This is a genomic window from Actinomycetota bacterium (genome assembly GCA_018333515.1).
Lineage (GTDB): Bacteria > Actinomycetota > Aquicultoria > Aquicultorales > Aquicultoraceae > Aquicultor.
On record JAGXSZ010000033.1, the window covers coordinates 39832 to 61480 of the forward strand.

The 21649-nt window shown below is 56.7% G+C and carries 17 protein-coding genes; 3 read left to right on the forward strand and 14 right to left on the reverse strand.

Translation table 11 applies throughout. The features are described 5' to 3' along the window. Positions 1-44 precede the first annotated feature (44 nt). From KGZ93_09615 to KGZ93_09670, 12 genes are all read right to left on the reverse strand, one after another. Positions 45-2108: a copper-translocating P-type ATPase gene (locus tag KGZ93_09615; GenBank protein MBS3909857.1), complete on the reverse strand. Its 2064-nt coding sequence runs from the start codon at positions 2106-2108 to the stop codon at positions 45-47. A gap of 147 nt (positions 2109-2255) precedes the next feature. Continuing rightward, positions 2256-3143, reverse strand: coding sequence for a phosphonate ABC transporter, permease protein PhnE (gene phnE, locus KGZ93_09620; protein MBS3909858.1), 888 nt, complete (start codon positions 3141-3143; stop codon positions 2256-2258). Then, positions 3143-4033, reverse strand: coding sequence for a phosphonate ABC transporter ATP-binding protein (locus KGZ93_09625; protein MBS3909859.1), 891 nt, complete (start codon positions 4031-4033; stop codon positions 3143-3145). The genes phnE and KGZ93_09625 overlap by 1 nt, the downstream gene beginning before the upstream one ends. Before the next feature lie 57 nt (positions 4034-4090). Continuing rightward, positions 4091-5026 carry a phosphate/phosphite/phosphonate ABC transporter substrate-binding protein gene (gene phnD / locus KGZ93_09630; GenBank protein ID MBS3909860.1) on the reverse strand — a complete coding sequence of 312 codons (936 nt, stop codon included), beginning with the start codon at positions 5024-5026 and terminating at the stop codon, positions 4091-4093. A 261-nt stretch (positions 5027-5287) separates the two neighbouring features. Further along, a complete protein-coding gene (locus tag KGZ93_09635; GenBank protein ID MBS3909861.1) occupies positions 5288-6517 on the reverse strand; it encodes a transglycosylase SLT domain-containing protein in 1230 nt (409 codons plus the stop codon). Positions 6518-6699: 182 nt separating this feature from the next. After that, the gene (locus KGZ93_09640; protein ID MBS3909862.1) at positions 6700-7536 is read right to left on the reverse strand and encodes an FAD/NAD(P)-binding protein; all 837 of its coding nucleotides are present in this window, start codon (positions 7534-7536) and stop codon (positions 6700-6702) included. Then, positions 7537-8661, reverse strand: a complete 1125-nt coding sequence (locus KGZ93_09645; protein MBS3909863.1) for a 4Fe-4S dicluster domain-containing protein — start codon at positions 8659-8661, stop codon at positions 7537-7539. Then, positions 8651-9592 carry a 4Fe-4S dicluster domain-containing protein gene (locus tag KGZ93_09650; protein MBS3909864.1) on the reverse strand — a complete coding sequence of 314 codons (942 nt, stop codon included), beginning with the start codon at positions 9590-9592 and terminating at the stop codon, positions 8651-8653. The genes KGZ93_09645 and KGZ93_09650 overlap by 11 nt, the downstream gene beginning before the upstream one ends. A 2-nt stretch (positions 9593-9594) precedes the next feature. Then, positions 9595-10077: a hydrogenase iron-sulfur subunit gene (locus KGZ93_09655; GenBank protein MBS3909865.1), complete on the reverse strand. Its 483-nt coding sequence runs from the start codon at positions 10075-10077 to the stop codon at positions 9595-9597. Beyond that, the gene (locus KGZ93_09660; GenBank protein ID MBS3909866.1) at positions 10065-12077 is read right to left on the reverse strand and encodes a CoB--CoM heterodisulfide reductase iron-sulfur subunit A family protein; all 2013 of its coding nucleotides are present in this window, start codon (positions 12075-12077) and stop codon (positions 10065-10067) included. The genes KGZ93_09655 and KGZ93_09660 overlap by 13 nt, the downstream gene beginning before the upstream one ends. Position 12078: 1 nt before the next feature. Continuing rightward, positions 12079-12963, reverse strand: coding sequence for a CoB--CoM heterodisulfide reductase iron-sulfur subunit B family protein (locus KGZ93_09665; protein MBS3909867.1), 885 nt, complete (start codon positions 12961-12963; stop codon positions 12079-12081). Further along, positions 12963-13532: a 4Fe-4S dicluster domain-containing protein gene (locus tag KGZ93_09670; protein ID MBS3909868.1), complete on the reverse strand. Its 570-nt coding sequence runs from the start codon at positions 13530-13532 to the stop codon at positions 12963-12965. Before KGZ93_09670 ends, KGZ93_09665 begins: the two co-directional genes overlap by 1 nt. Positions 13533-14149: 617 nt before the next feature. Here KGZ93_09670 and KGZ93_09675 point away from each other — a divergent pair. The 3 genes from KGZ93_09675 to KGZ93_09685 are packed head-to-tail and all read left to right on the forward strand — an operon-like array spanning position 14150 to position 18419. After that, positions 14150-15076, forward strand: coding sequence for a NapC/NirT family cytochrome c (locus KGZ93_09675; GenBank protein MBS3909869.1), 927 nt, complete (start codon positions 14150-14152; stop codon positions 15074-15076). Further along, positions 15066-15998, forward strand: coding sequence for a NapC/NirT family cytochrome c (locus KGZ93_09680; protein ID MBS3909870.1), 933 nt, complete (start codon positions 15066-15068; stop codon positions 15996-15998). Before KGZ93_09675 ends, KGZ93_09680 begins: the two co-directional genes overlap by 11 nt. A 45-nt stretch (positions 15999-16043) precedes the next feature. Further along, positions 16044-18419: a hypothetical protein gene (locus tag KGZ93_09685; GenBank protein ID MBS3909871.1), complete on the forward strand. Its 2376-nt coding sequence runs from the start codon at positions 16044-16046 to the stop codon at positions 18417-18419. 171 nt (positions 18420-18590) lie between these two features. Here KGZ93_09685 and KGZ93_09690 read toward each other — a convergent pair whose 3' ends face one another. Together KGZ93_09690 and KGZ93_09695 are read right to left on the reverse strand one after the other, a co-directional pair. After that, a complete protein-coding gene (locus KGZ93_09690) occupies positions 18591-19700 on the reverse strand; it encodes a PD40 domain-containing protein (protein MBS3909872.1) in 1110 nt (369 codons plus the stop codon). Positions 19701-19818: 118 nt separating this feature from the next. Continuing rightward, entirely contained in the window at positions 19819-21405 is a 1587-nt protein-coding gene (locus tag KGZ93_09695) for a hypothetical protein (GenBank protein MBS3909873.1), read from the reverse strand. Between the last annotated feature and the right edge of the window lie 244 nt (positions 21406-21649).

The window sequence follows — 21649 nt, forward strand, 5'->3', positions numbered from 1 at the left end:
GTAGCACAAAACAGGGGTATCCGACAGCGCTTGGACGGCAAGACTTAGGCTCTCAACAGCCTCGCGTTTATAGCGACGATAACAGTGCTAATGGACATGAAGACGGCGCCTATTGCCGGGCTCAACACGACTCCATAACTATATAACACGCCCGCGGCGAGCGGGAGCGCGAAAACATTGTAGCCGGTCGCCCAGGCAAGATTCTGCAGCATCTTACGGTATGTCGCTTTTGAGAGCCCGACTATAGAGACGGCGTCGAGCGGGTTACTCTTGACCAGGATGATATCGGCCGTCTCGACCGCCACGTCGGTTCCCGCCCCTATCGCGATACCGATATCGGCCTGCGCGAGCGCCGGTGCGTCGTTGACACCATCGCCGACCATCGCAACGGTGAGCCCTCTGGCCTGCACCTCTTTGACCTTGGCCGATTTCTCATGCGGCAGCACCTCGGCAAAGTAATCGTCGAGACCCAGCTCGCCCGCTACCCATTTGGCGACTTGGCGGTTGTCGCCGGTGAGCATCATCACCCGCACACCCATCTCCTTGAGCTTGGCGACCGCCTCACGCGACTCGGGCCGGATGATATCGGCAAGCCCTATGGCACCGTTAAGCTCGCCGTCGATGAGGACGAAGACGACCGTTTTCCCCTGCTCGGCTATCTTTCCGATGCGGGCATCGTCATACGGAATATTTTTCTCTCTGAGATAACCGGGGCTAACCACTTTCACATCGCGGCCGTTAACCTTAGCCTCGGCCCCCTTGCCGGGGATAGAGTTAAAGCCGGTCGTCTCAAAGGTCTCAACGACCGAGCCGGCTATGCTCTTGGCGATAGGATGCTCGGAGTACGCCTCGACAGACGCCGCATATTTGACGAGTTCGTCTTCGCTCAACACGTCCGCAAGGATGACCTTATCGGTGACGCCGAATTTGCCCTGGGTGAGCGTCCCCGTCTTGTCGAAGATGACGGCCTGGATATTTCTCGCCCGCTCGAACGCCGCGCGATCTCTAATCAGAAGACCTTTGCTCGCGGAAAGCGCGGTCGAAATCGCGACGACCAACGGTATGGCAAGCCCCAGCGCGTGCGGACAGGCTATGACCATCACGGTCACCGCCCGCTCGATGGCGAAAGAGAGTTCGGAGTTTAAGACAACAAACCAGACCAACCATGTGATAGAACCACCGGTAAGCGCTATGATAGTCAACCACAGCGCGGCGCGATCCGCCAAATCCTGCGTCCTCGACTTGCTCTCCTGAGCCTCGCGTACCAAGTCGATGACTTGCGAGAGAAATGAGTCCCTACCGGTCTTATCGATTACTATGGTAACCGAGCCCTCGCCGTTTATCGAGCCGCCGATTACCATCGAGCCTGGCGTCTTCGATACCGGTTTCGACTCACCGGTAAGCATCGACTCGTTGACGCTGGTCGCTCCATCGACGACTTCGCCGTCGGCGGGCACTTTCTCCCCCGGCTTGACAATCACCCTGTCGCCGAGGATAAGGGCGCTTAAGGGTACGTCTTTGACGCTTCCGTCCGGCGTCACCTTGTGAGCGTCCTGAGGCATCAGACGCGCCAGTTCTTCGAGCGCGCGCGAGGCCCCCATTATCGAGCGCATCTCAACCCAGTGACCGAGAAGCATGATATCTATCAATGTCGCGAGTTCCCAGAAGAAGTCGATTCCGGGCAGGCCGAAAACGGTCGCGCTGCTGTAGAAATACGCGGTCGAGGTGGCCACGCCGATGAGCGTCATCATCCCCGGCGTGCGCTTGCGCACCTCGTCGATGAGGCCCGCCAGGAAGGGATAGCCCCCATAGAAGAAGATGACCGATGAGAGCCCGAAGAGGACTAACTGGTCGCCCGCGAAGCGCAGCGACTCCCCAAACCCGGCAAACATCTGTAGCATCGGGGACAATATGAGGACCGGGATGGTTATAGCGAGCGAAATCCAGAAACGTTTCCTGAAATCGGCGACCATCATCTCGTGGTGGCCCGCCCGGCCCATTCCGCCGCCGTGGTCCATCCCTTCCATCCCTTGCATATCGTGCCCTGTCTTATCGTCTTGCGGGTTTTGTTCATCCGGCTCGCGCCGCGGGTATTCGCTATGGTCCATGGCAGCCTCCTGCTATCGTCCGCATTGCTCAATAAACAAGCGTATGTCTAATAGATAACCATTTCTATTTTAATACCGCACTTCTGTGATTTATACACACGTGAATTATCGGGGTTTTCACACGGTCTGCCGTCCCCCTCTTTCTTTTTAGAAAGTCTTTAAGGTAAAGGAGCGACGTATAAGCGCGCTTATGCTGTCGACCACAAACACCATCATAAATACAGCCGCCATCAGTGTAAGCAGTTCGTTATAGCGAAATAGCCTCATAGCCAAATCAATACTTTGACCGATACCGCCCGCGCCGACAAAGCCGAGAATAGTCGCCGTGCGAATGTTGCACTCCCATAGATATAGAGTATAAGATACAATACCGTTTAACGCCTGAGGAACTAACGCGAAAGCCGCGATCTTAAACCGGTTGCCCCCCATCACCCGCGCCGCTTCCACCGGTCCCACGAGAACACCCTCCATGGTCTCCGAGTAAATCTTGCCCATCAGCCCGGCGTTATGCACAGCGAGCGCTAGTACGCCGGCAAAGCTCCCTAAGCCCACTGCCGTAATAAAAATCAGCGCCCAGACTAACTCCGGTATCGTGCGCAGGAAGTTAAGGACATTTCTGGCGACGAGATATGGGAGGTGTCCGCCAACCCATCGCGATAATAATCCCACACCAGGCACTTGTGCGCGACTAAGTGTACGGGTTGCGGCAAACGCGAAGGGAATCGATATGACAAGGCCTAGCACTATGCCCATAATCGATATCTGAATTGTTTCAAGGATTGGGGTTACGAGCGAAAGCAGGAAGTTCGACGATATTTCCGGGGGGAAAAGACTCAGGACAAACTTCTTCATGTTCGCCCGACCCGCATCACCAAAGAGCATGGCAAAATCTATCTTAGCTCCTTTTGCGCTCCATGAGACGGCAAACGCAAATGCGGCCATAACAAGAAGAGTCTTCAGCGACTTCTTTTGCACGATAACGTTGAGCGCGCCATTTCTGTCTGTTCCCTTGCCTGTTCCGGGCTTGTTTTGCATTACCCGCACGGCCCCCCTCGCTCCTTTCGGACACATGAATGCCTGTCGTTGTCCTGTTCCATCGAGGGCTCGCGGGCGGAATTGATGCTCGCCGCACTCTTGCCGTGGTCGTTAACGTACCAGCCTTTAAGCATATCGTCTTCGTTCCCCTCGTAAATCGAAGCAAGCAACTCGGCACTGAATTCCCTGGGCGAACCATCAAACACAAGTTGTCCGCGTCGCATGGCGATAACGCGCGTGAAATACCTGCGAGCGATGTCGATGTTGTGGATATTGCAGATCAGGGTTTTACCGCGCATAGCCGCCATCGCTATTAGCGCATCCATGATGCGCTCCGCCGAGATAGGATCAACAGAAGCGATCGGCTCGTCAGCGAGGATGATGTCCGGGTCTTGCATTAGCAAACGTGCGACCGCCACTCTCTGCTGCTCACCACCGCTTAAGTTTCCGGCGCGCATACGGAGCTTATTCTGAATTCCCACTTCATCAAGGTACATAGCGGCTTTCTGGTACGAAAATGGTGTTGGGCCAAATAGGAGTAGACGCAATACCGCCGGCGTTGAAAGCCGGCCTAGAAGCCCGGCAACCACATTTGTCGCGACCGAAAGCTCCCTCACCAGGTTGTGCTGCTGGTAAATGACGCCAATCGTACCGCGGACTTTCTTGAGTCGCGCATATGGCAGCGAATACAAATCAAGGCCATTGAGAGCGATAGCGCCTTTGTCGATATGAATAGAGCGGGTAAGCGCTCGAAACAGCGTCGTCTTACCCGCTCCGCTTGGCCCTATAATCGCGACGGTTTCGCCCTTGTCGACCGATAACGACAGGTCGTTAAGGGCGACAGCGCCGCCCGGAAATGTTTTTGTAAGGCTCTCGACTTGGATACTCATATAAAGCTACAATCCAATAATTCAGACATCGCGTGCCGGACTTAGTTTGTTAGTATGTTAAACTTTCGGCGAAATCAGGCCAAGCTCGATACCCTTGTCAAGAGCTTCCTTATACGCGTCGGCATTGATTTCGACATATCTCTCAGCCCTAAGAAGGTCGAGAAGCTCAGGGTCGTCTATCGTTACGAATATTTCCACTAGTTTTTTCTTGAGTTCCGGGTCGAGATTTGACGGCACACACCACGGGTAACCCTCGACTTCTTGCTTCGCTATCGTTTTGAGCTTGCCGCCATCCACCTTGCCGTCTTTGATGAGTTTCCTCAAGATGCGACCCTCCACGCCGCCCGCGTCAACGGTGCCGTTGAGAACAGCCTGGGCCGTTGCATCATGACCGCCAGAGAAGATAGCAAGCGAAAGCGGCGCGAACTTCTCTTTCCAATCATAACCGGCCTCGACAAGCATCATGCGCGGATACAGCGAGCCCGATGTAGAGCTAGGGTCACCAAACGCAAAGGTCTTGCCTTTGAGGTCATCGAGCGTGTTTACGCCGCTATCGGTACGGGCGATTATCTCGCTGTAATACTTGGTCGTGCCCGTCTCCTTGTCAATCTCCGTGACTATTGGCTCAAGTTCTGTCTGCTGCAATGCCTGAGCATATGTAAGCGCACCAAAATAGGCCAGGTCAAGCTTTTCGGCAACCATCGCCTGAACAACTCCTGTATAGTTGGTAGCCACAAACAGCTCCACCGGCATCCCCAGTTTTTCTTCCAAATATTTTTCGAGCGGCTCGTACTTTGCCAGTTGCTTCTCGGGAGAAATGTTCGGGATCAAGCCTACGCGCAGGGTCTCCGGCTTGTAGTACTTTGATTCTTTCGCTTCAGGCAGATTGTTAGCGCTCACCGTCTCCTTTGGCCCCTGCGCACCGCAGCCCGCGGCGAGAAGCACTACAAACGCAACCGTCACGGCCATGACTACCTTTAACAACTTACCCACCGGCAATCCCTCCTAATAATCGTAAATACATACCTTAAGCGAACCTTATTAGCGATTATACGTGCTTGCTTGCTACGCTGTCAATATATTTACAGTTGTTAATCGATTAGCAACTGTATTCATAAGTATTGCTTATGGTATGAGGACTTTGGCTATCGATGGCCCGAATTGCCGATTACCGGAAATAAAATCGGGACTAATCTAATCCGCCGGCGCGACGAGGGCTTGCCTAAGCCGGGAATCGGTATCGGAATGTCGGCTCTAACCCGCCGACGCGAGGATGGCGCGGACATAGTTTTTCGTCTCTTGATACGGGGGGATGCCGCCGTAGCGCAGAACCGCGCCGGGGCCGGCATTGTACGCGGCGAGCGCCAAGTCCCACCGGTCGAAGGTCTTGAATTGCCGGCTCAAGTATCTCGCGCCCGCTTCGAGCTGGTCGGATGGAGATTCCTTGAAACTTTCGATATCATAGCCCATAGCGATGACATTAAACGGCATCACCTGGGTCAACCCGAGCGCGCCGGAGCGCGATACGGCGCCATAGTCCCACCCCGACTCCTGGGTGATGAGCGCAAAGAAGAGCTTCTCCGGGATATCGTATTTCTCGGCGGTCGCCGCCGCGAGCGGCCTTAAATCCTTCGGTATATTTGCCGCATTGGACGTGGCGGACGCGGCTCCCCCAAGCGCGCGAATCCGCGCGGCTATCTTGACCGAGCTGGACCTGAGGTTGTCCTCGGCCTGCGCGAGTTGCCGCTGTTCTTCTTCGATTTGGGCATAGAGCTGCTGCTGCTTTCCTACCTCTGTCTCCAGCCGCTCCTGCTGCGCGATGACGCTCGCCATCTTCTCGTCCATCCGCTTCTTATCCGCGACCAGGCGCCGGTGTTGCTCGTCGATAACCTTTTTCATAGTCCTGACTTGAGTGACCTCGCCTGAAATATCGGTGGTGAGCTGCTTGAGGTCTAAGACAAGCCGTCCGCCGTGCTCGGCTATCATGCGCAAAAACGCCAAGCGCGACATAAAATCGCCGAAGTCTTCGGACTTAAGAAGGATGGTCAGCGTGTTCTCGGTGCCGCGTTTATATGTGTTTACCAGGCGCTTGTCGAAAGCTCCGCGCCGCAACGAGAGCCCTGTGCGCGCATCGGAAAGCCTGGTCTCCGCTTCGCCGAGCTTCTTTTTCGTATCGTCTAGCTTGGTCTCGGTCGCCTTCGTGCGCTCGATTAGCTCGTTGAGTTCTGTCTGCAGCGCATTGAGTCGCGTCTGCATCTGAACGAGTTTTTGGCTGCTCTCCTCAATCTGCCCGCGGATATCCGCTTGGCGTCGCTCAGCAGACGCTTGCTTGCTCTTATTCACCTTGATTTGCGCGTCGATACTCTTTAGCTCGGAGCGCTTAGAATCGAGCGGAGATGCGTAAGCCGCCGGTGAGAGTAGTATAAACGCCGTGACGATCAATGCCGCGATTTTTGTTCGGTCAAGCGTGCGAAAGAGTCTCATACAAGGTTTCAATCTACCAGTAACGGCGGGATGGGTCAACTTCTGGGGGGGGCAGAATAATAAAATGTCTCTTATCTTGCGAGCGGACGCAAAAAGAGCCCCAATCGCTCGAGGCTCTTTAAAGTTGGACTATTCAATGCACCGGCGGTGATTCGCACGGCGACCGACAACTATGCGGTTTTCTAAAAATCCCCATTTATGCCATTCAGCTCGGCCAGCGTAAAGACCGGGCCGTCCTTGCAGATGAAGAGGCTGCCGATGTTGCAGCGCCCGCAGAGGCCGACGCAACACTGCATCTTGCCCTCTAGCGTGGTCACTATCTGCTCGGGGCTAAAGTTCATCTCGGCCAAATCTTGGAGGACGAACTTGATCATAATCGGCGGCCCGCAGGTTAAGGCGATCGCGTTCTCCGGCGATGGGGCGACCTCTTTTAGGATGGTCGGCACGAAGCCTACCTTGCCGCTCCATTTGTCGTCGCCGCAGTCTACGGTGATATTCATATCGAGGTCTTTGACCGCCCCCCAGCGCTCGTACTCCCATTTGAAGACGAGGTCTTCGGGGCTTCTCGCGCCGTAGACGAGCGTTATGTGCCCGAAATCGTCGCGGTTGTCGATGGCGTAGTTCAAAACGCTGCGAACCGGGGCCAGGCCGATACCGCCGCCGATGATTATTAAGTTCTTGCCCTTCCAGGCATCGACGGGAAAACCGTTTCCGTAGGGGCCGCGGATGCCGAGTTTATCCCCCGCGCCCATGGTGTGGATGTAGTCGGTGACCACGCCGCAGCGCTTGATGGAGAACTCGAGGTACTCGGTCTGCGTCGGAGACGAGGTTATAGAGATAACGCTCTCGCCCGCGCCGAAGACCGACAACTCGGCGACTTGACCCGGTCTTTGCTTGAAGTTCTCCCAGGCCTGCTCGTCGTCTATTCTGACCCGAAATGTCTTTACATCCGGCGTCTCGTCGAACGCCTCGATGATGGTGGCGATTGTCGGTACTAATGTTTTGACTGCGCTAGTCATCTAAACCCCTCCCGTCTTGACGGTCTCATCGGCCGGCTTTACTTCGCATGTGCGAACTTTTTCGTCTTCGCTTGGCAGCTCTTTCTCGAAGCCTACCGGCGCGGCGCCGGTAGCCGCAAGCGAGCCCTCTAAAAAGTCGCGGAGGTCATAGGAGACAGGGCAGCTTCTGATGCAGCGCCCGCAACCGACACAGTCGATGTCGCCGTATTTCTCCGGGAAGTAGCTGAATTTGTGGAGCATTCTCTGGCGCATGCGCTTCCAGTGGAACTCCCTGGGGTTGTGGCCGCCGGCCGCCCGGTTGTACTGGTAGAACATGCATGAATCCCAGCCACGATAGCGCTCGCCTTTTCTGGTGTTGCCCTCGTCGCGCACGTCGAAACAGTAGCACGTCGGGCAGACAAAGGTACACGCGCCGCAGCTTAAGCACTTGTCGGTCAGCTTCCGCCAGAAAGCATCGTCGTTGAAGAGCGCGTCGAGCGTTTTGGCGTCGGCGATATCGAGCTTCGGCATCGAGTTTGCGACCTCTTCACCGACGCGCTTGGCCGCCGCTTCGTCGTCGGCGCTCGCGTCGCTGAAGAGACCTTCGTTTGCCCTGATAAGCTCCTCGCCCTTCTCGGTGAGCGACTCGACGAGATACTTATCACCGATGTCCATCATCCAGACGTCGCCGGTCTTCTCGTCGGGCGCGCCCCCTATCGAGGTACAAAAACACGTGCGGCAAGCGCTGGTACACGCCGTTGTGACAAGCGCCGACGCGTTACGATGCCCCATATATTGGTTCTCGGGCAGCTCGGGGTCGAAGAAGGGTTTGTCGGTCAAGGTAAACGACCTGCTGTCGCAAGGGCGGATACCGAAGACCACCTTTTTCGTCCCGTTCTCATCCCCGGGTGTGACGGTGATGCCGTCCGGGTTTACCTCGAACGAAAGGATTTTCTCGACTTGCTTGAATATCAAGCCTTTCGGCGGGGTGTCTGTGCGAATATCCATCGCGGGCATCCGCCCTTTATCGATTTTCTTAAACGATGAGGCGCCCTCACCCTCCACCGGGGCGTAGACCTCGTAGGCCGCGACCAGCGAATCAAGCCAGGCTTGCAGGTTGCCGGCTGGTAATATCTTAGTGACCACTTTCCAACTCCTCCTTACGGAAGACTTCCAGCGGCGGACGCGCATCCGCTTTCTCCCCCACGTTGAAATCGAAGAGTTTGCGCACCGCGTCGCCGACCTGCTTGTGCAGCAGGCTCAACGGTATGCCTACCGGGCACGCCCGCTCGCACGAGCCGCACTCGGTACAGCGCCCCGCCACGTGCATGGCGCGTTGGGCATGGAACATGAGTGCTTCTTTCGCGTCGAGTTTGGCGCCCGTCCAGCGCTCGCGCAGCGCTTGGACCGCGCAGTTATCGCGGCAGTAGCAGGCCGGGCACGCCTCGCGGCACGCGTAGCAGCGTATGCAACGGTCGAACTCTTTGGCCCAGAAATCGCGCCACCAGGCCGAATCGGCGTCTTCGGGGACGATTGAGACCGCCTCACCGGTGACTTTGGTGACGCCTTCGTCTATGACGATGTCGCCGAACGCGTTCTCCTGGTTACACAGGTAACACCTATCGAGCGCGACCTGTGCGAACGGCACCCGTTTAGCCTCGCCGTCTACCTCGACGACTATAGTGTCGCCATCGAGATAGGCCGCTGTGGCGTCGTCCAGCGAGCCGACAGCCGCCTCGAGCTTGGCCGGATTGACCGTCCCCGGACACTTAATACTTATAACCTTGACGTTTTCGCGATCTATCTTGCCCTCCGCGATAAGGGCGACTACCGAGCCCGCGTCGCACGGCTTGGTTATGACCGCCGCTTTCTCATTTAACCTCGGAAGGTAAACCGCCAGGTTATTCTGGCAAAACGGATTAAAGACCAGCTTGCCCGCATCTTGCGCGTCGCGCGCGAAGAGCGGTGAGGCTTTCGCCGGGTTCCAACCCGCGCCCCAGCCGATGACCGTGGTCACCTCTTCCTTCTCGAGAAGCTCTTTCGCTTTTTCTCGCAGCTCCGCTTCGAGTTTTTCCATCTTTAAGCCTCAACCTTCTCTCCCGCGTTCTCTATCTCGGCAACCGTATCCGGAGCGAGCATAGAGAAAACGTCTGGGTTGAATTTACCTACTTTTTGGAGCGCGACTATAAAGTCCTCGACTTCCTCTTTGAGTTCCTTGCCCTCGGACGCCGCGATCCAGGTATACCTGAACCTCTCCGGCTCGATGCCGAGAACCGGTAGTATTTCGTTGAACAGCGCCAGGCGCCGCCTGGCATAGTAATTGCCCTCACGATAGTGGCAATCACCCGGGTGTCAGCCGGACACCATGACCCCGTCCGCGCCGTCGAGCAAAGCTTTAAGGGCGAACAAGGGGTCCATCCGGCCGGTACAAGGGATTCTTGCGATCCTCAAGTCCGCCGGATAGGCGAGTCGTAAATTGCCCGCCAAATCCGCACCGGCGTAGCTACACCAGTTGCAGAAAAACCCGATAATCTTGAACTCTTGATTATCTACCACTGTAATACCGCCTCTATCGATTTTAATATCTGCTCATCGGTCTGACCTCTGAGCTGCGCGGCGCCCGGACGGCACGCGGCCGAACAGGTTCCGCAACCCTGACACATCGCCTCGTTTACCTTGGCGAATTTCTTGCCTCTGAACTCTTCCATCGTGATCGCCGAGTACGGGCAGACCTCGACGCAGGCGCCGCAGGCCACACATATCATCGGGTCGACATTGGCGACCATCGGGTCGCTCATCAATATATCATTCGAGAAGAGCACGCCGACTTTGGCGGCTACCGCACCGGCGGTCGCGACCGTGTCGGGAATATCTCTCGGCGATAGCGCCGCGCCGCAGGCGAAGACGCCTTCGCGCGGAACCTCGACCGGTTTCAGCTTCGGATGAACCTCGCTGATAAAGCCGTAAGCATCGGTGGTGATGCCGATTGTGTTTGCGAGAGCGACGCTGTCCTCGCGGGCGATCGAGCCGGTCGCTAGAATGATCATGTCGGCCTCCATCTCAAGCGGCATGCCGAGAATGGTGTCCGCGGCCTTCAGCACCAGGTGGCCGTCGTGCTCGTAGATGCGCGAAACGCGACCGCGCACGTAATTGGCGCCGTATTCGCGCTGGGCGCGCAGGACAAACTCCTCGTAACCTTTACCGGCCGCGCGGATGTCCATGTAGAAGACGTATATCTCGGCGTCGGGCAACTTTTCGCGCACCAAAATCGCCTGCTTCGCCGTGTACATGCAGCAGATGCGCGAACAATACGGGACGCCCTTGGCCTCATCGCGCGAGCCGACGCACTGGATAAAGGCGACTTTCTTCGGCTTCTCGCCGTTTGACGGCCTCACGATTTTGCCTTCGGTCGGGCCGGATGAGTTGACCATGCGCTCGAAGTCGAGCCCGGTGATGACATCGGGTATTTCGCCCGCGCCGTACTCGCCGTATTTCTTCTGGTCGAAGAGGTTAAAGCCGGTCGCGAGTACAATCGCGCCGAACTTCTCGTTGATAAGTTCGTCTTCCATATCGAAGTCGATTGCGCCCGGCTCGCATTTCTTGGCGCAGACGCCACATTTGCGCTTCGGCTTCTTCTCGCCTTCCGCGACCTCGATGGTGTCGGGGTCCGGCGACAGCAGCCATTGGCAATACTCCTTGTCTATGACCGGGACTTTTGGAACGGCCTGCGCGAACGGCACATAGATAGCGCCGCGCGGCGCTTTGCCGTTCTCGAACTCGTTCGGGATTTTCTTCCTGAGCGGACACTTGGTCACGCACTCGAGACATCCGGTGCAGGTGCTCTCATCGACGAACTTGGCTTTCTTTCGGATAGTCACGTTAAAATTACCGACGTAACCGTTGACGTTCTCGACCTCCGAATAGGTCAGCAACCGTATCTTCGGGTGCTGCGCCACATCGACCATTCTCGGCGAGAGAATACACGCCGAGCAGTCGAGCGTCGGGAAGGTCTTATCGAGCTGCGCCATGCGCCCGCCGATAGACGGTTCCTTCTCGACCATGACGACCTCGTATCCCATGTTGGCTATATCGAGCGCCGCCTGAATTCCCGCTATTCCTCCCCCGATTACCAACGCGCGCTTCTCGACCGTGACCCGGCCCGGCGTAAGCGGTTTGGCGAAGGAGACCTTGCCGACCGCCGCCTTTACCAAGTCGAAGGCTTTGCGCGTCGCGCTGTCCTTGTCCGCCGTCACCCACGAGACATGCTCGCGCAGGTTGGCGATTTCGAGCATGTACGGGTTGAGACCCGCCTGTTCGATAGTCTTTCTAAAAGTATTCTCATGCATCTTCGGCGAGCAAGAACCGATGACGACCTTGTCGATGCGGTTTTCCTTTATCGCGTCGATTATCACTTTTTGCCCGGCCTCAGAGCAGGAATACTTCTGGTGGCTCGAATACACTACGCCGGGTATATCGATAGCGTCGTCAGAGACTTTCGCCACGTCTACCTTGCCCGCGATGTTCGTACCACAATGACAGATAAATACACCGACTCTTGACATACTAACCGACTTCCTTTGCTTCGTCGGCTCCTTGCCGACGTTTATCGATAAGCCTCATCACTTCTCCGTCGATCTCCAAATCCTGCTCGTCGGCGTTGAGCGCCACACCGAGAAGTTGGGAGAAATAGACGACTGGTATTTCGCTTTTCAACCCATATTTCCGCATCATAAGCGGTTGGCGCATCACCAAGTTCATGTGGCAGAGCGGGCACGCCGCCGCGACGAGATCCGCGCCGGCGGAGACCGCCGCGTTGAGGATGTTGCGAACCAAGTTGAGCGTCATATCCTTGTCGACCATTATGTAGGCGTTGCCGCAGCACTCGGTCTTGTGCGACCACTTGACCGGTGTGGCTCCCGCCGCTTCCATCAATCTATCCATAGACATAGGGTTTTCGACGTCGTCGAATTGCGCGATTTTCGGCGGGCGAACCAGCAGGCAGCCATAGTACGAGGCCACTTTGAGGTTTTTGAGCGGTTTAGTTACTTTGCCCTCGAACACGCCCTTCTCCAGGGCGTTGTGCGCGGCCTCGACCGTCGAGACGACGCGGACGCTGCCCGGAAGATACTCGAGACCCGCCTCTTTGAGGGTGTCGCGTACCTCACTGTCATGCTCAAGCTCGACGGCGGCCTCTTTGAGGCTCATAAAACATGAGGCGCACGGCGCGACGATGTCGCCGATTTCGCTCGCCAAGACCAGGTTGCGCCCGGCGATTGCCGCGGCCATCTCCCGGTCGACTTTGTGCGCCTGCGACGAGCCGCAGCACGACCAATCCGGCACCTCTTTTAGCCCGATGCCGAGTTTATCGAAGACGGCCCGGGTCGAGGTATCATATTCTTTAGCGCTCGTCTCAAGCGAGCACCCTGGGAAATAAGCGTAAGTCCGCATTACTTATCCCCTTCCTTCTTCGCTTTTTTACCGTTGAAGAGCTTCTGGAAATTGTTGAGGTCTTTTATCTGGTGACCGAAGAGGGGAAACTTGCCCTGGAAAAACATCGGGATGCCTACGTCGAGGTCACCGAGGTAGTCCTTGGTCGCCACCTTCATGGCCATAGCCAAAGGCAACTCGTGGACACGTCCGTTGCTCTTGACCGACTCGACGAATTTCTCACGCAGCGCGGACGCGGCGGGGTCGGCTACGATCCCTTCGCGCTTCGCGATTTGCGTTATCGCCTCACAGACCTTCGCTACATCCACGTCGTTTGGACAACGCGTGTAACACGTTGCGCAAGCAACACAATTCCAAATCATCTTCGACTCCAGTACCTTACTACTCCCCCACTGCGCCAGACGTAAGACGATATGCGGTGGGATATCCTGGTACGGAGCGACCGGGCAGCCTGCCGTGCACTTACCGCAAAGGTAGCACATGTCGACTTTCTGCCCCGACAACCTGTCAATCTCTTTCTTTAAATCCGCGTCGATGGACTTAAATCTCGCGGCCGCGCCCAAAACCATACCCTTCCTTCCGGTCGATATCTCGCAACGAAGATTGTGAAGCAATCCACAATCGGCATACAATATTAAAGCAGACTTTTCAAGGTCTGCTTTATCCTCTTGTCTATTAACTTACGCTCGTCTCTTGGCTTACCAGTCAAGTCATCCGCATGCTATTTTACTATAGCCGCATAGCCATAAGTATTCAACAATGAGCTGCAAAAATCAACACATTTTACTAATTCTTTATCAAGCTTTGTGTCCAATGTTACGTAGTCTATCGCGTTATCCACGTTTCTTCCAATATTATACATCGTTATTGGTAGGTTTTGAAGACTAAGCGTCGTTCGCCGTGCCGAGATTCTCGCGGTTATGAGGGTCACAACCTAATCGCGCGCTTCGCGTGCCCGGTTGAGGGCTATTGCGAAAGCGCGGACAGCATCCGTCCAGCCCTCCCCCTTGCTTGCGCTCGCGTCACGGATATCTACCCGCCGACCCCATCCCATAGAGCTGCTTAAACATAAAACGCCGTTTCACGCCGGGTTTGCCCCATCCGGCTTGCGGGAAAAGGAACGCTGCGAGCACGCAAAGAGAGGTGGCGATGAGCCCTGAGAAGACGAGTAGTTATAGCGCTCGCGGTGCTGGTTATCCTTGTAATCGCCGGGTACGCGAGCCTCGAGATAACAGCTCTGCCCGCGTTCTGTAAACTCTGCCACCAGATGACCCCTTTCTATCTCTCCTGGCAAGAAGCTCCCCATAAGGACTTCGCTTGCATCGATTGCCATGAGGGAGAAGGCGTCGCGGGCTTTGTCTACCATCTCCTCGACTCCTCGGTTTCGATAGTCGGATGGGTCACCGGCGATTACGAGGAACCCATAGTCGGCTTTCTGCCGGATGTCTGGTGCTTAAAATGCCACGAGGAGGTTGTAGGGCAGCCGGTCGTGACCGCGAACGGTATCCGAATGAGCCATAGTGAGCCCAAAGCCGACGCCTGGAACTGCATCGACTGCCATAGCGGGGTCGGCCATCCCAAAGGGACCGCCTGGCCCACCTTCCCCAGAATGGAGGATTGTTTCTACTGCCACGACGGCAAACGCGCCTCGTTCGCGTGCGGCGTGTGCCACACGCGAGACGTCACCGGCCTGCCGTCCGGTTCGCACGGGGCCCCGAATTTCAGGCAAGAGACCCACGTCGTGCTCGGACGCGGGTCGCTCTTTAACTGCCGTCCGTGCCACGGCGCGCAGGCCGGCGCCGACCCGTGTTTTGAATGCCACCGGCTCTCCCTTCCCCATGCGGCGGATTTTGTGACCGCCCATGGCGAACTGGTCCGCACCGACAAGGTCGACTGCTCGGACTGCCATAAGGACGAAGGGTTTTGCGGCAACTGCCACGGGCTCGAGATGCCGCACCGGGAGGGATTCGTCGTCGACCATATCGATATCGCGCAGGAGCGCGAGGATGAGCTTTGCCTGCGCTGCCATACGCAAAAAGATTGTATTGATTGCCACGGGCAACACCCCGAGAACACCGGGCACAAGACAATAGAGGGCAAAGATGAGCGATAAGCCGGGGGCGCCGGACAACCTTAATAGCGGTAGCGAAGATGTTGGCGGGCAACGCGCCGGACTCTGGACTCGCCTGCGCGGATATCTCCGGACGCCTTCCGGAAAGCGGCTTCTCTTGTGGGTCTTGACCGCTTTCGCGGTCGTCTTCGTCCTGGCCGTCGCGCTGGAGGTCGCCCGGGAGCCCTTCGTCTGCCAATACTGCCATATGGTGCGCGGCGAATGGGAGGCCTGGCGGGCCGGCCCTCACAAAGAGGTCGGCTGCGAGTCGTGCCACATAGGGCCGGGGGTGCTCGGTTATCTCTTCTTCCTCACCGACGCCTCGGTCGGGTTGTACGAAACGATAACCGGCGATTATCCCGACCCTATAACATCGAATGTGCCGCGCCGGGAGTGTCTCGCCTGCCACGAGGAGACCAACAAGAAGACGCTTACCGTAGGCGGCATAAAAGTGAGTCACAAAGAGATGTTTTCGGCCGGGCTTCGCTGCACGAACTGCCACGCCGCCACCGGGCACCCGGCCAAAAGCAACGTCTTTTTTCAGCAAGCGACCCCGCAAATGGAGAGCTGCGCCCAGCGCGACTGCCACAACGGCAAAGACGCCCCGAACGGCTGCGGAACGTGCCATACGCAAAACCCGCAGGCTCGCGCCGGTCTGGATAAGCCGGTCGCCGGCTCGCACGATATCGAGGTCGATTTCGGCACTATCGAGAATGTCGCGGCCTGCGGCACCTGTCATAAGCGCCGATTTTGCGCCGACTGCCACGGTCTCGAGTTGCCGCATCCCGCCGCCTTTATCGCGACCCATTTCAACTTCATCGACCGGCTCGGCCCCGCGCTCTGCGCAAAGTGCCATGATAACGATCCGGCGACACCAAGGGGGTGCTTCGAGGGTGAATGTCATCCGCGGGAACCGTCTCGATAGCTGCGGGAGTATATACATTAGCAGAGCCGGGGAACGGTGGCCTCGATGCTAGCCCCAGAGCGAATCTCGTCGACCATGCGAACACCGGTCTTGCTTGTCGCGATAACCATCGTTGGATTACTCGCGGCCGTATGGCTCCTCTGGCCAACGCAGCAGGCGGCCGCGCTGCCGGAGTGGGGTGTCCACGCGGGCGGCGACTGCTCGGCCTGCCACGTCCATCCCGACCGGTTCGCGTGCCCCGATTGTCACAAGCCGGCACAGGCAAACCTCGCCTGCGGCCGCCTCGATGGCTGCCACACCGGCACCACCAGCCCGACCGAATTCTGCTGGAATTGTCACATCCAAGAGAACAGCCATGTCGACGCGCTGACAAAAGGCGGCGATGAACGGGGCGGGACGGTTCCCCTCTGCACTGCGTGCCATGGCGACGCGCACGGCTTTCCGGCGGGTTGCCGGGGTTGTCACTCGGTGGCCACTCACAACACGCACACCGGCCAGGCGAGCGTCTTCGACACACTCGCCCAGGTAGACCTTACCGCCTGCGGTGCCTGCCATCCGGGAAAAAACCCGCATGGGCCGCAACAGATAGATTGTCTCGTCTGTCACCCGGCGAAACACACGCCTGAGACCCGCGCGACGCTCCAATGCGCGACCTGCCACCCGCTGCAGCCGCACGACGGGCTCGATTGCATCGATTGCCATATCGGACTCGACAGCATCGAAGATACGTCGACGCAGCACAATATCGAGATACGGATTCCGGATTGCCGTGATTGCCACGGACTGGAGCTCCACCCGGGGGCTGTTAACTGCGGCACCTGCCACGGGGCGAACATCCAACATGAGACGCTGCCCACCATTCCCGGACTTACTGTATGCCTCACCTGCCATCCGGCGCAAGCCGAGCATGCGGGCGGCGCTCCGTGTACGAGCTGCCACACCGATACCGTCCACAGCACGACGCCGCAGACCCCGGCGCCGCAGTTTAGCGGCTGCTTCCAGTGTCACCCGAGACAGTCGACTGCCGGCAACTGTTTTGAGTGCCACCCCAGAGAGGGAGCGCATGACTTCGATAGGGTGCAACGCCCCTGCGGCGGGTGCCACAACCAGGAGTTTCACGCGGGGACGATTCCGTGCGGCGGGTGCCATGTTATGGACCACCACGACAACCGGCTGGTCATAACGCGGGACGAGTGTGAGGATTGTCATGAGTTGGAACTCCACCCGGGAACCGACGAGTGCGAGGACTGTCACGGGCAGACGAATGTGCACAAAGCAGAGCCGTTCATCCCGGGCTTCGACGTCTGCCTCACCTGCCATCCGGCGCAAGCCGAGCATGCGGGCGGCGCTCCGTGTACGAGCTGCCACACCGATACCGTCCACAGCACGACGCCGCAGACCCCGGCGCCGCAGTTTAGCGGCTGCTTCCAGTGTCACCCGAGACAGTCGACTGCCGGCAACTGTTTTGAGTGCCACCCCAGAGAGGGAGCGCATGACTTCGATAGGGTGCAACGCCCCTGCGGCGATTGCCATAACCAACAATTTCATGCCGGAACAGTCGCGTGCGCTCAATGCCATGCGCTCGACCATCACGACAACAGGCTGGTGGTGACAAAAGATGATTGCCGGGACTGCCATGCCCTCGCGCTCCATCCGGGGGCCGTCAATTGCGATACCTGCCACGGCGAAGGCAACCAGCACAAATCGATGCCAACCGTCCCGAGCCTCGATATCTGCCTCGATTGCCATCCGCTCGCCCGCGGCAACTGCTTAGGCAGGTGCCACGGCAGCCAGATCCACGAGAGCAATCCGTCCGTCCCCTTCTGCACCGGTTGCCACGCGCAGCGCATCCACGCGGATTCGGTGACCTGCACACGCTGCCATCAGGTCAACGACCATCACCGCGAGGCGTTTAGCGTCCGCGAGTGCCAGGCGTGCCACAACCAGAACTATCACGCGGGGGGTGTCGCGTGCGCAAACTGCCACCTCCCCGTCCACGGGGCGACCGCTGTCCCCGGCGAGAGCAGCTGTTTTAACTGTCATCGCGTGGCGCATGCGAGCCGCGACTGCCTCGTCTGCCACACAGCGCTCCGCGTCCACCACCGCATCACCGAGCGCGCGCTAAAAATAATCAGGGTGCCAAAGCGGCTCGCCACCGCCCTCGAGCGCTCGCTCGACGCCCAAATACCGGACCTGCGCGGTATTAGCCCGGATGGGCTGCCCATTCCCGCGACCGAGGGAGCCGCGACCATCGCCCCTAAACGTCCGCTAATCGAGCGCCTGCCGCTCACCGGCTTGTCGACCATAGACATCGTCTTCCCGGTCGTGCTCATCCTCGCGCTTATCGCAGTAGCTATGCTGGCCTTGAGCGCGCGCGAGCGGACGAAGCGCGGGCAAGACGATGACACTGCGAACCCTTAAGGTGTTGTGCGGTTTGCGATGAATAATGCGCTTTGCCCTCGCTCATTTCGGTTCCCCGGCATGACCGGGCTAACTCGAAACCCTCCTCTCACGGCAACCGCCGGCCATGACAAGCGTGACTAGTCTTTCGGATAATGGTGAATAATTGCATTATAAGGAAAAAGCAGAGTATTACTTATAAACCGAAAAAATGACCCCCAGATTCATCGGTTCCTTGCTTCCCTTAATCACCGTTGAGACCTTTCCGGTTTCTGTATCGTAGTAATAAAGATGCGCGCCCGGTTGATGGTCTCTTACTTTTACCGCTGAGAACACGATATATTTATCATCAGGAGACCAGAGCGGCAATAGCTCCGTATACTTATCAAGGTCGGTGATGCGCTTTTCGTTGTTGCCGTCAGAATCGGCGATAAATAGCTGGTTGCCGTATTTCTTGTAATTCTTACGATAAACCAGCTTTTCACCGTCGTGTGAAAGGGTTACAAAATTACTCGGTAGTGCGCCTTTAATAACTTCCTTCAGGTTGCGGCCATCTTTGCCTTGCCATAGCTCCCAGCCGCCGGTTACTGAATTTGGCGTATCCGAACTATTTACAGCGCGTACAACATTTAAATAACCACTAGGCGTAAATCCCCTGGATTGTGCGTTTTTGGCGATATCTTTTGTCTTTCCGTTGTCTACGTTGACCTCAAATAGGGTACTTGATGACATGCTTTCGCCACCCGCAAAAACAGTCACGCTCTCGCCATCGGGATACCAGTCCAGGACTACGCAGCCCAAGTCGGCATACTTACCTAGTTGCATTATCTTTTTCTTGCCTGTCTCTAAGTTATAAATAGCAACCGTGCTCTTGCTATTTCCAGAGGAATAGTCCAACTTCACATAAGCAAGTCGCTTGCCATCGGGCGACCAGGTTGGCCATCCGAAAACCACATCGTCAACAAAAAACCTATTCTTGCCGGCGATATCGGCAACAAACAACCTATCATAGTCGAAAAGATAGGCAAATTTTGCGCCATCCGGTGATGCCTTTAGCCCATCGATCCGGCTATTCTCTCCGAACAGTATCTCCTTCTTATCATCACCCAGAGCGGCAATACTTACCGTTGATTTAAAGCCGCCCTTTTCTGTGTCGATTTGCCACTCGGAAAATATTACCTTGGTTTCAAGCGCCTCTCGTTGGTTTGCCCAAGACGAACATCCGGAAATAACTACGGAAAATAGAAGCAGACTAAAGAGAATCGACAATATAGACTTGCTGCTGTTGTTAACTGAAATCATAAATGCTCCCACCGATCAGCTGAACGCTCATAAATTTGTTATATCACACACCGGGCGTCCAGAGTAGAGAGAGGCCACCCGTTACGGGTGGCCTCAAGTAGTTTACTGCGTGCCTGGTTTATTGAGGCATTATTCCGCCCTTCTCGGGACGCGAGTAGGTATGGCACCAGGAACAATCCCAATTCTGGATATCCGTGTGCAGATAGTGTCCCTCCTCATAGTTCGGCCAGTTCCTGTCGACGTGACACTGGGAGCAGATGATCGGCTTCGTATTCTTCAGGTTGTAGCCCAGCTCGCCGACGAGATTCATCCGTGTGGTATTCGCGTGGCAATCGTTGCACTGGAGCACTCGGGTTGCCGTCGGCGATACCTGATGATTAAGCAACTGGTAGGTATCCGTAATGGCCCACTCCCATGCGGTTGTGGATGCAAGGCCCATGTTTACAAGGCCTTTTTCGACCGATCTAGTAGCGTCACCGGAAACCACGAGAAACTCGTAGGTGTCAAGAGCGATCAGCTTCTTGTCGGCCGTTACCATCGGCTGCTCTGCTGTCTTATACTTGAACGGGTATAACTTGGTGCCTAGGGCACCGTCAACAGAGCCGACCGGACGCGATGTCGGGCGATAGCCGGTCGCCGCGTCGATTGTCGATAAATCGTGGAGCAGATAAGAGTTGTTCCTCCTATCCCAGAACTTATACTTCGGCATTAGATCGTTTTGTCTGATTATAGACGGGTGATACTGTCCGCCCGAGAAGGTGCTGGTCTTCCACGTACGGTGAACCTCGGTCGCCTCTGATGCCGCGGTGTCACCGGCATTCTTGCCATAGGTCGGGACATGACAGGTCTGGCAGGCCACCCTGGCTACGTGATCGTTGACCGCCGCTGTTGTGTGACCGGTAGACGACGCTTTGTTCGGGTGGCAGGTGGAGTTGGAGCACGTTACCTCGGAATGAGGATTGGACGCATCGCTGTAATCCATCTGCCTGATATCGGACCCCTTACCGATTACTTTGTGGCCGGTGAACTTGTGGCAAGCCTGGCAAGTAAGGTTGGCGCCGGTCGTCGACAAGTGCACATCATAGCCCCTGTCGGTTGTGCTTATCGATGCCAGGGCCAGAGTACCCCTCTTCAAGGCATCGCCGCCACCCGCTCTAGCGTGACACATGATGCAGTTTTTCCTGGTCGGCTTAGTTATGTTCTTAACATAGCCATCGAGGGTTGCCGTGTCTGTGGTCGAGGGACCCATCGATCCATCGGATAGCCTAACCCTTGCCGCCGCGTAGTCCTCGTTGTGGCACATCAAGCAATCGATATTGGCAAGCTGCGTATCGGTCGGGCTCGTTGTCGCGACCGGCTGTGCGCCGCGACCGGCGTGGCATCTGCCGCAAACCGCCCAGTTACCCAAGATGTTTACGCAGTAGCTGTTAACCGAATTGCTGATCTTGCCCTGCTTGACGAGTGGCTGGTTGGCGTTATCTTTGGCATCGCCCAGCCACTGATAATGAACGCCCTGGTACATATCATTGTACCTGCTCTTGTGGTCTTTAGCGGTGCCGGTGTGGCAGGCATCGTTTAAGCACTTGCTCGGATAATCGGCCCAGACCAGGTTGGCGTGCGGGTTGGTAGCCCCGCCGGCTACATTAACAAACGTGGCCAACATCGCGACCAGCATGACTGCCAGGAATAATAAGCGCTTGTTCACTAAGTTTCCTCCTTTGCAATACGTCAATTCGTTCTTTGAAAATCGCTCAATCTTCATAAAAATCTTCACCTCCTCGTTTTGCTTATTTACACCCGCTTGAGCAACGGGGTATTTTAATAGTTATTCGGAGTCGATATCCGACTCCTCGTAGCTTCCAAATAACGACTCGTAGCTTTTTTGGCAAACTTTTCTAGCGGCATAACTGCCGGTTTCTCCCTTGGTTTACAGGTATAGAGTGTAGTAC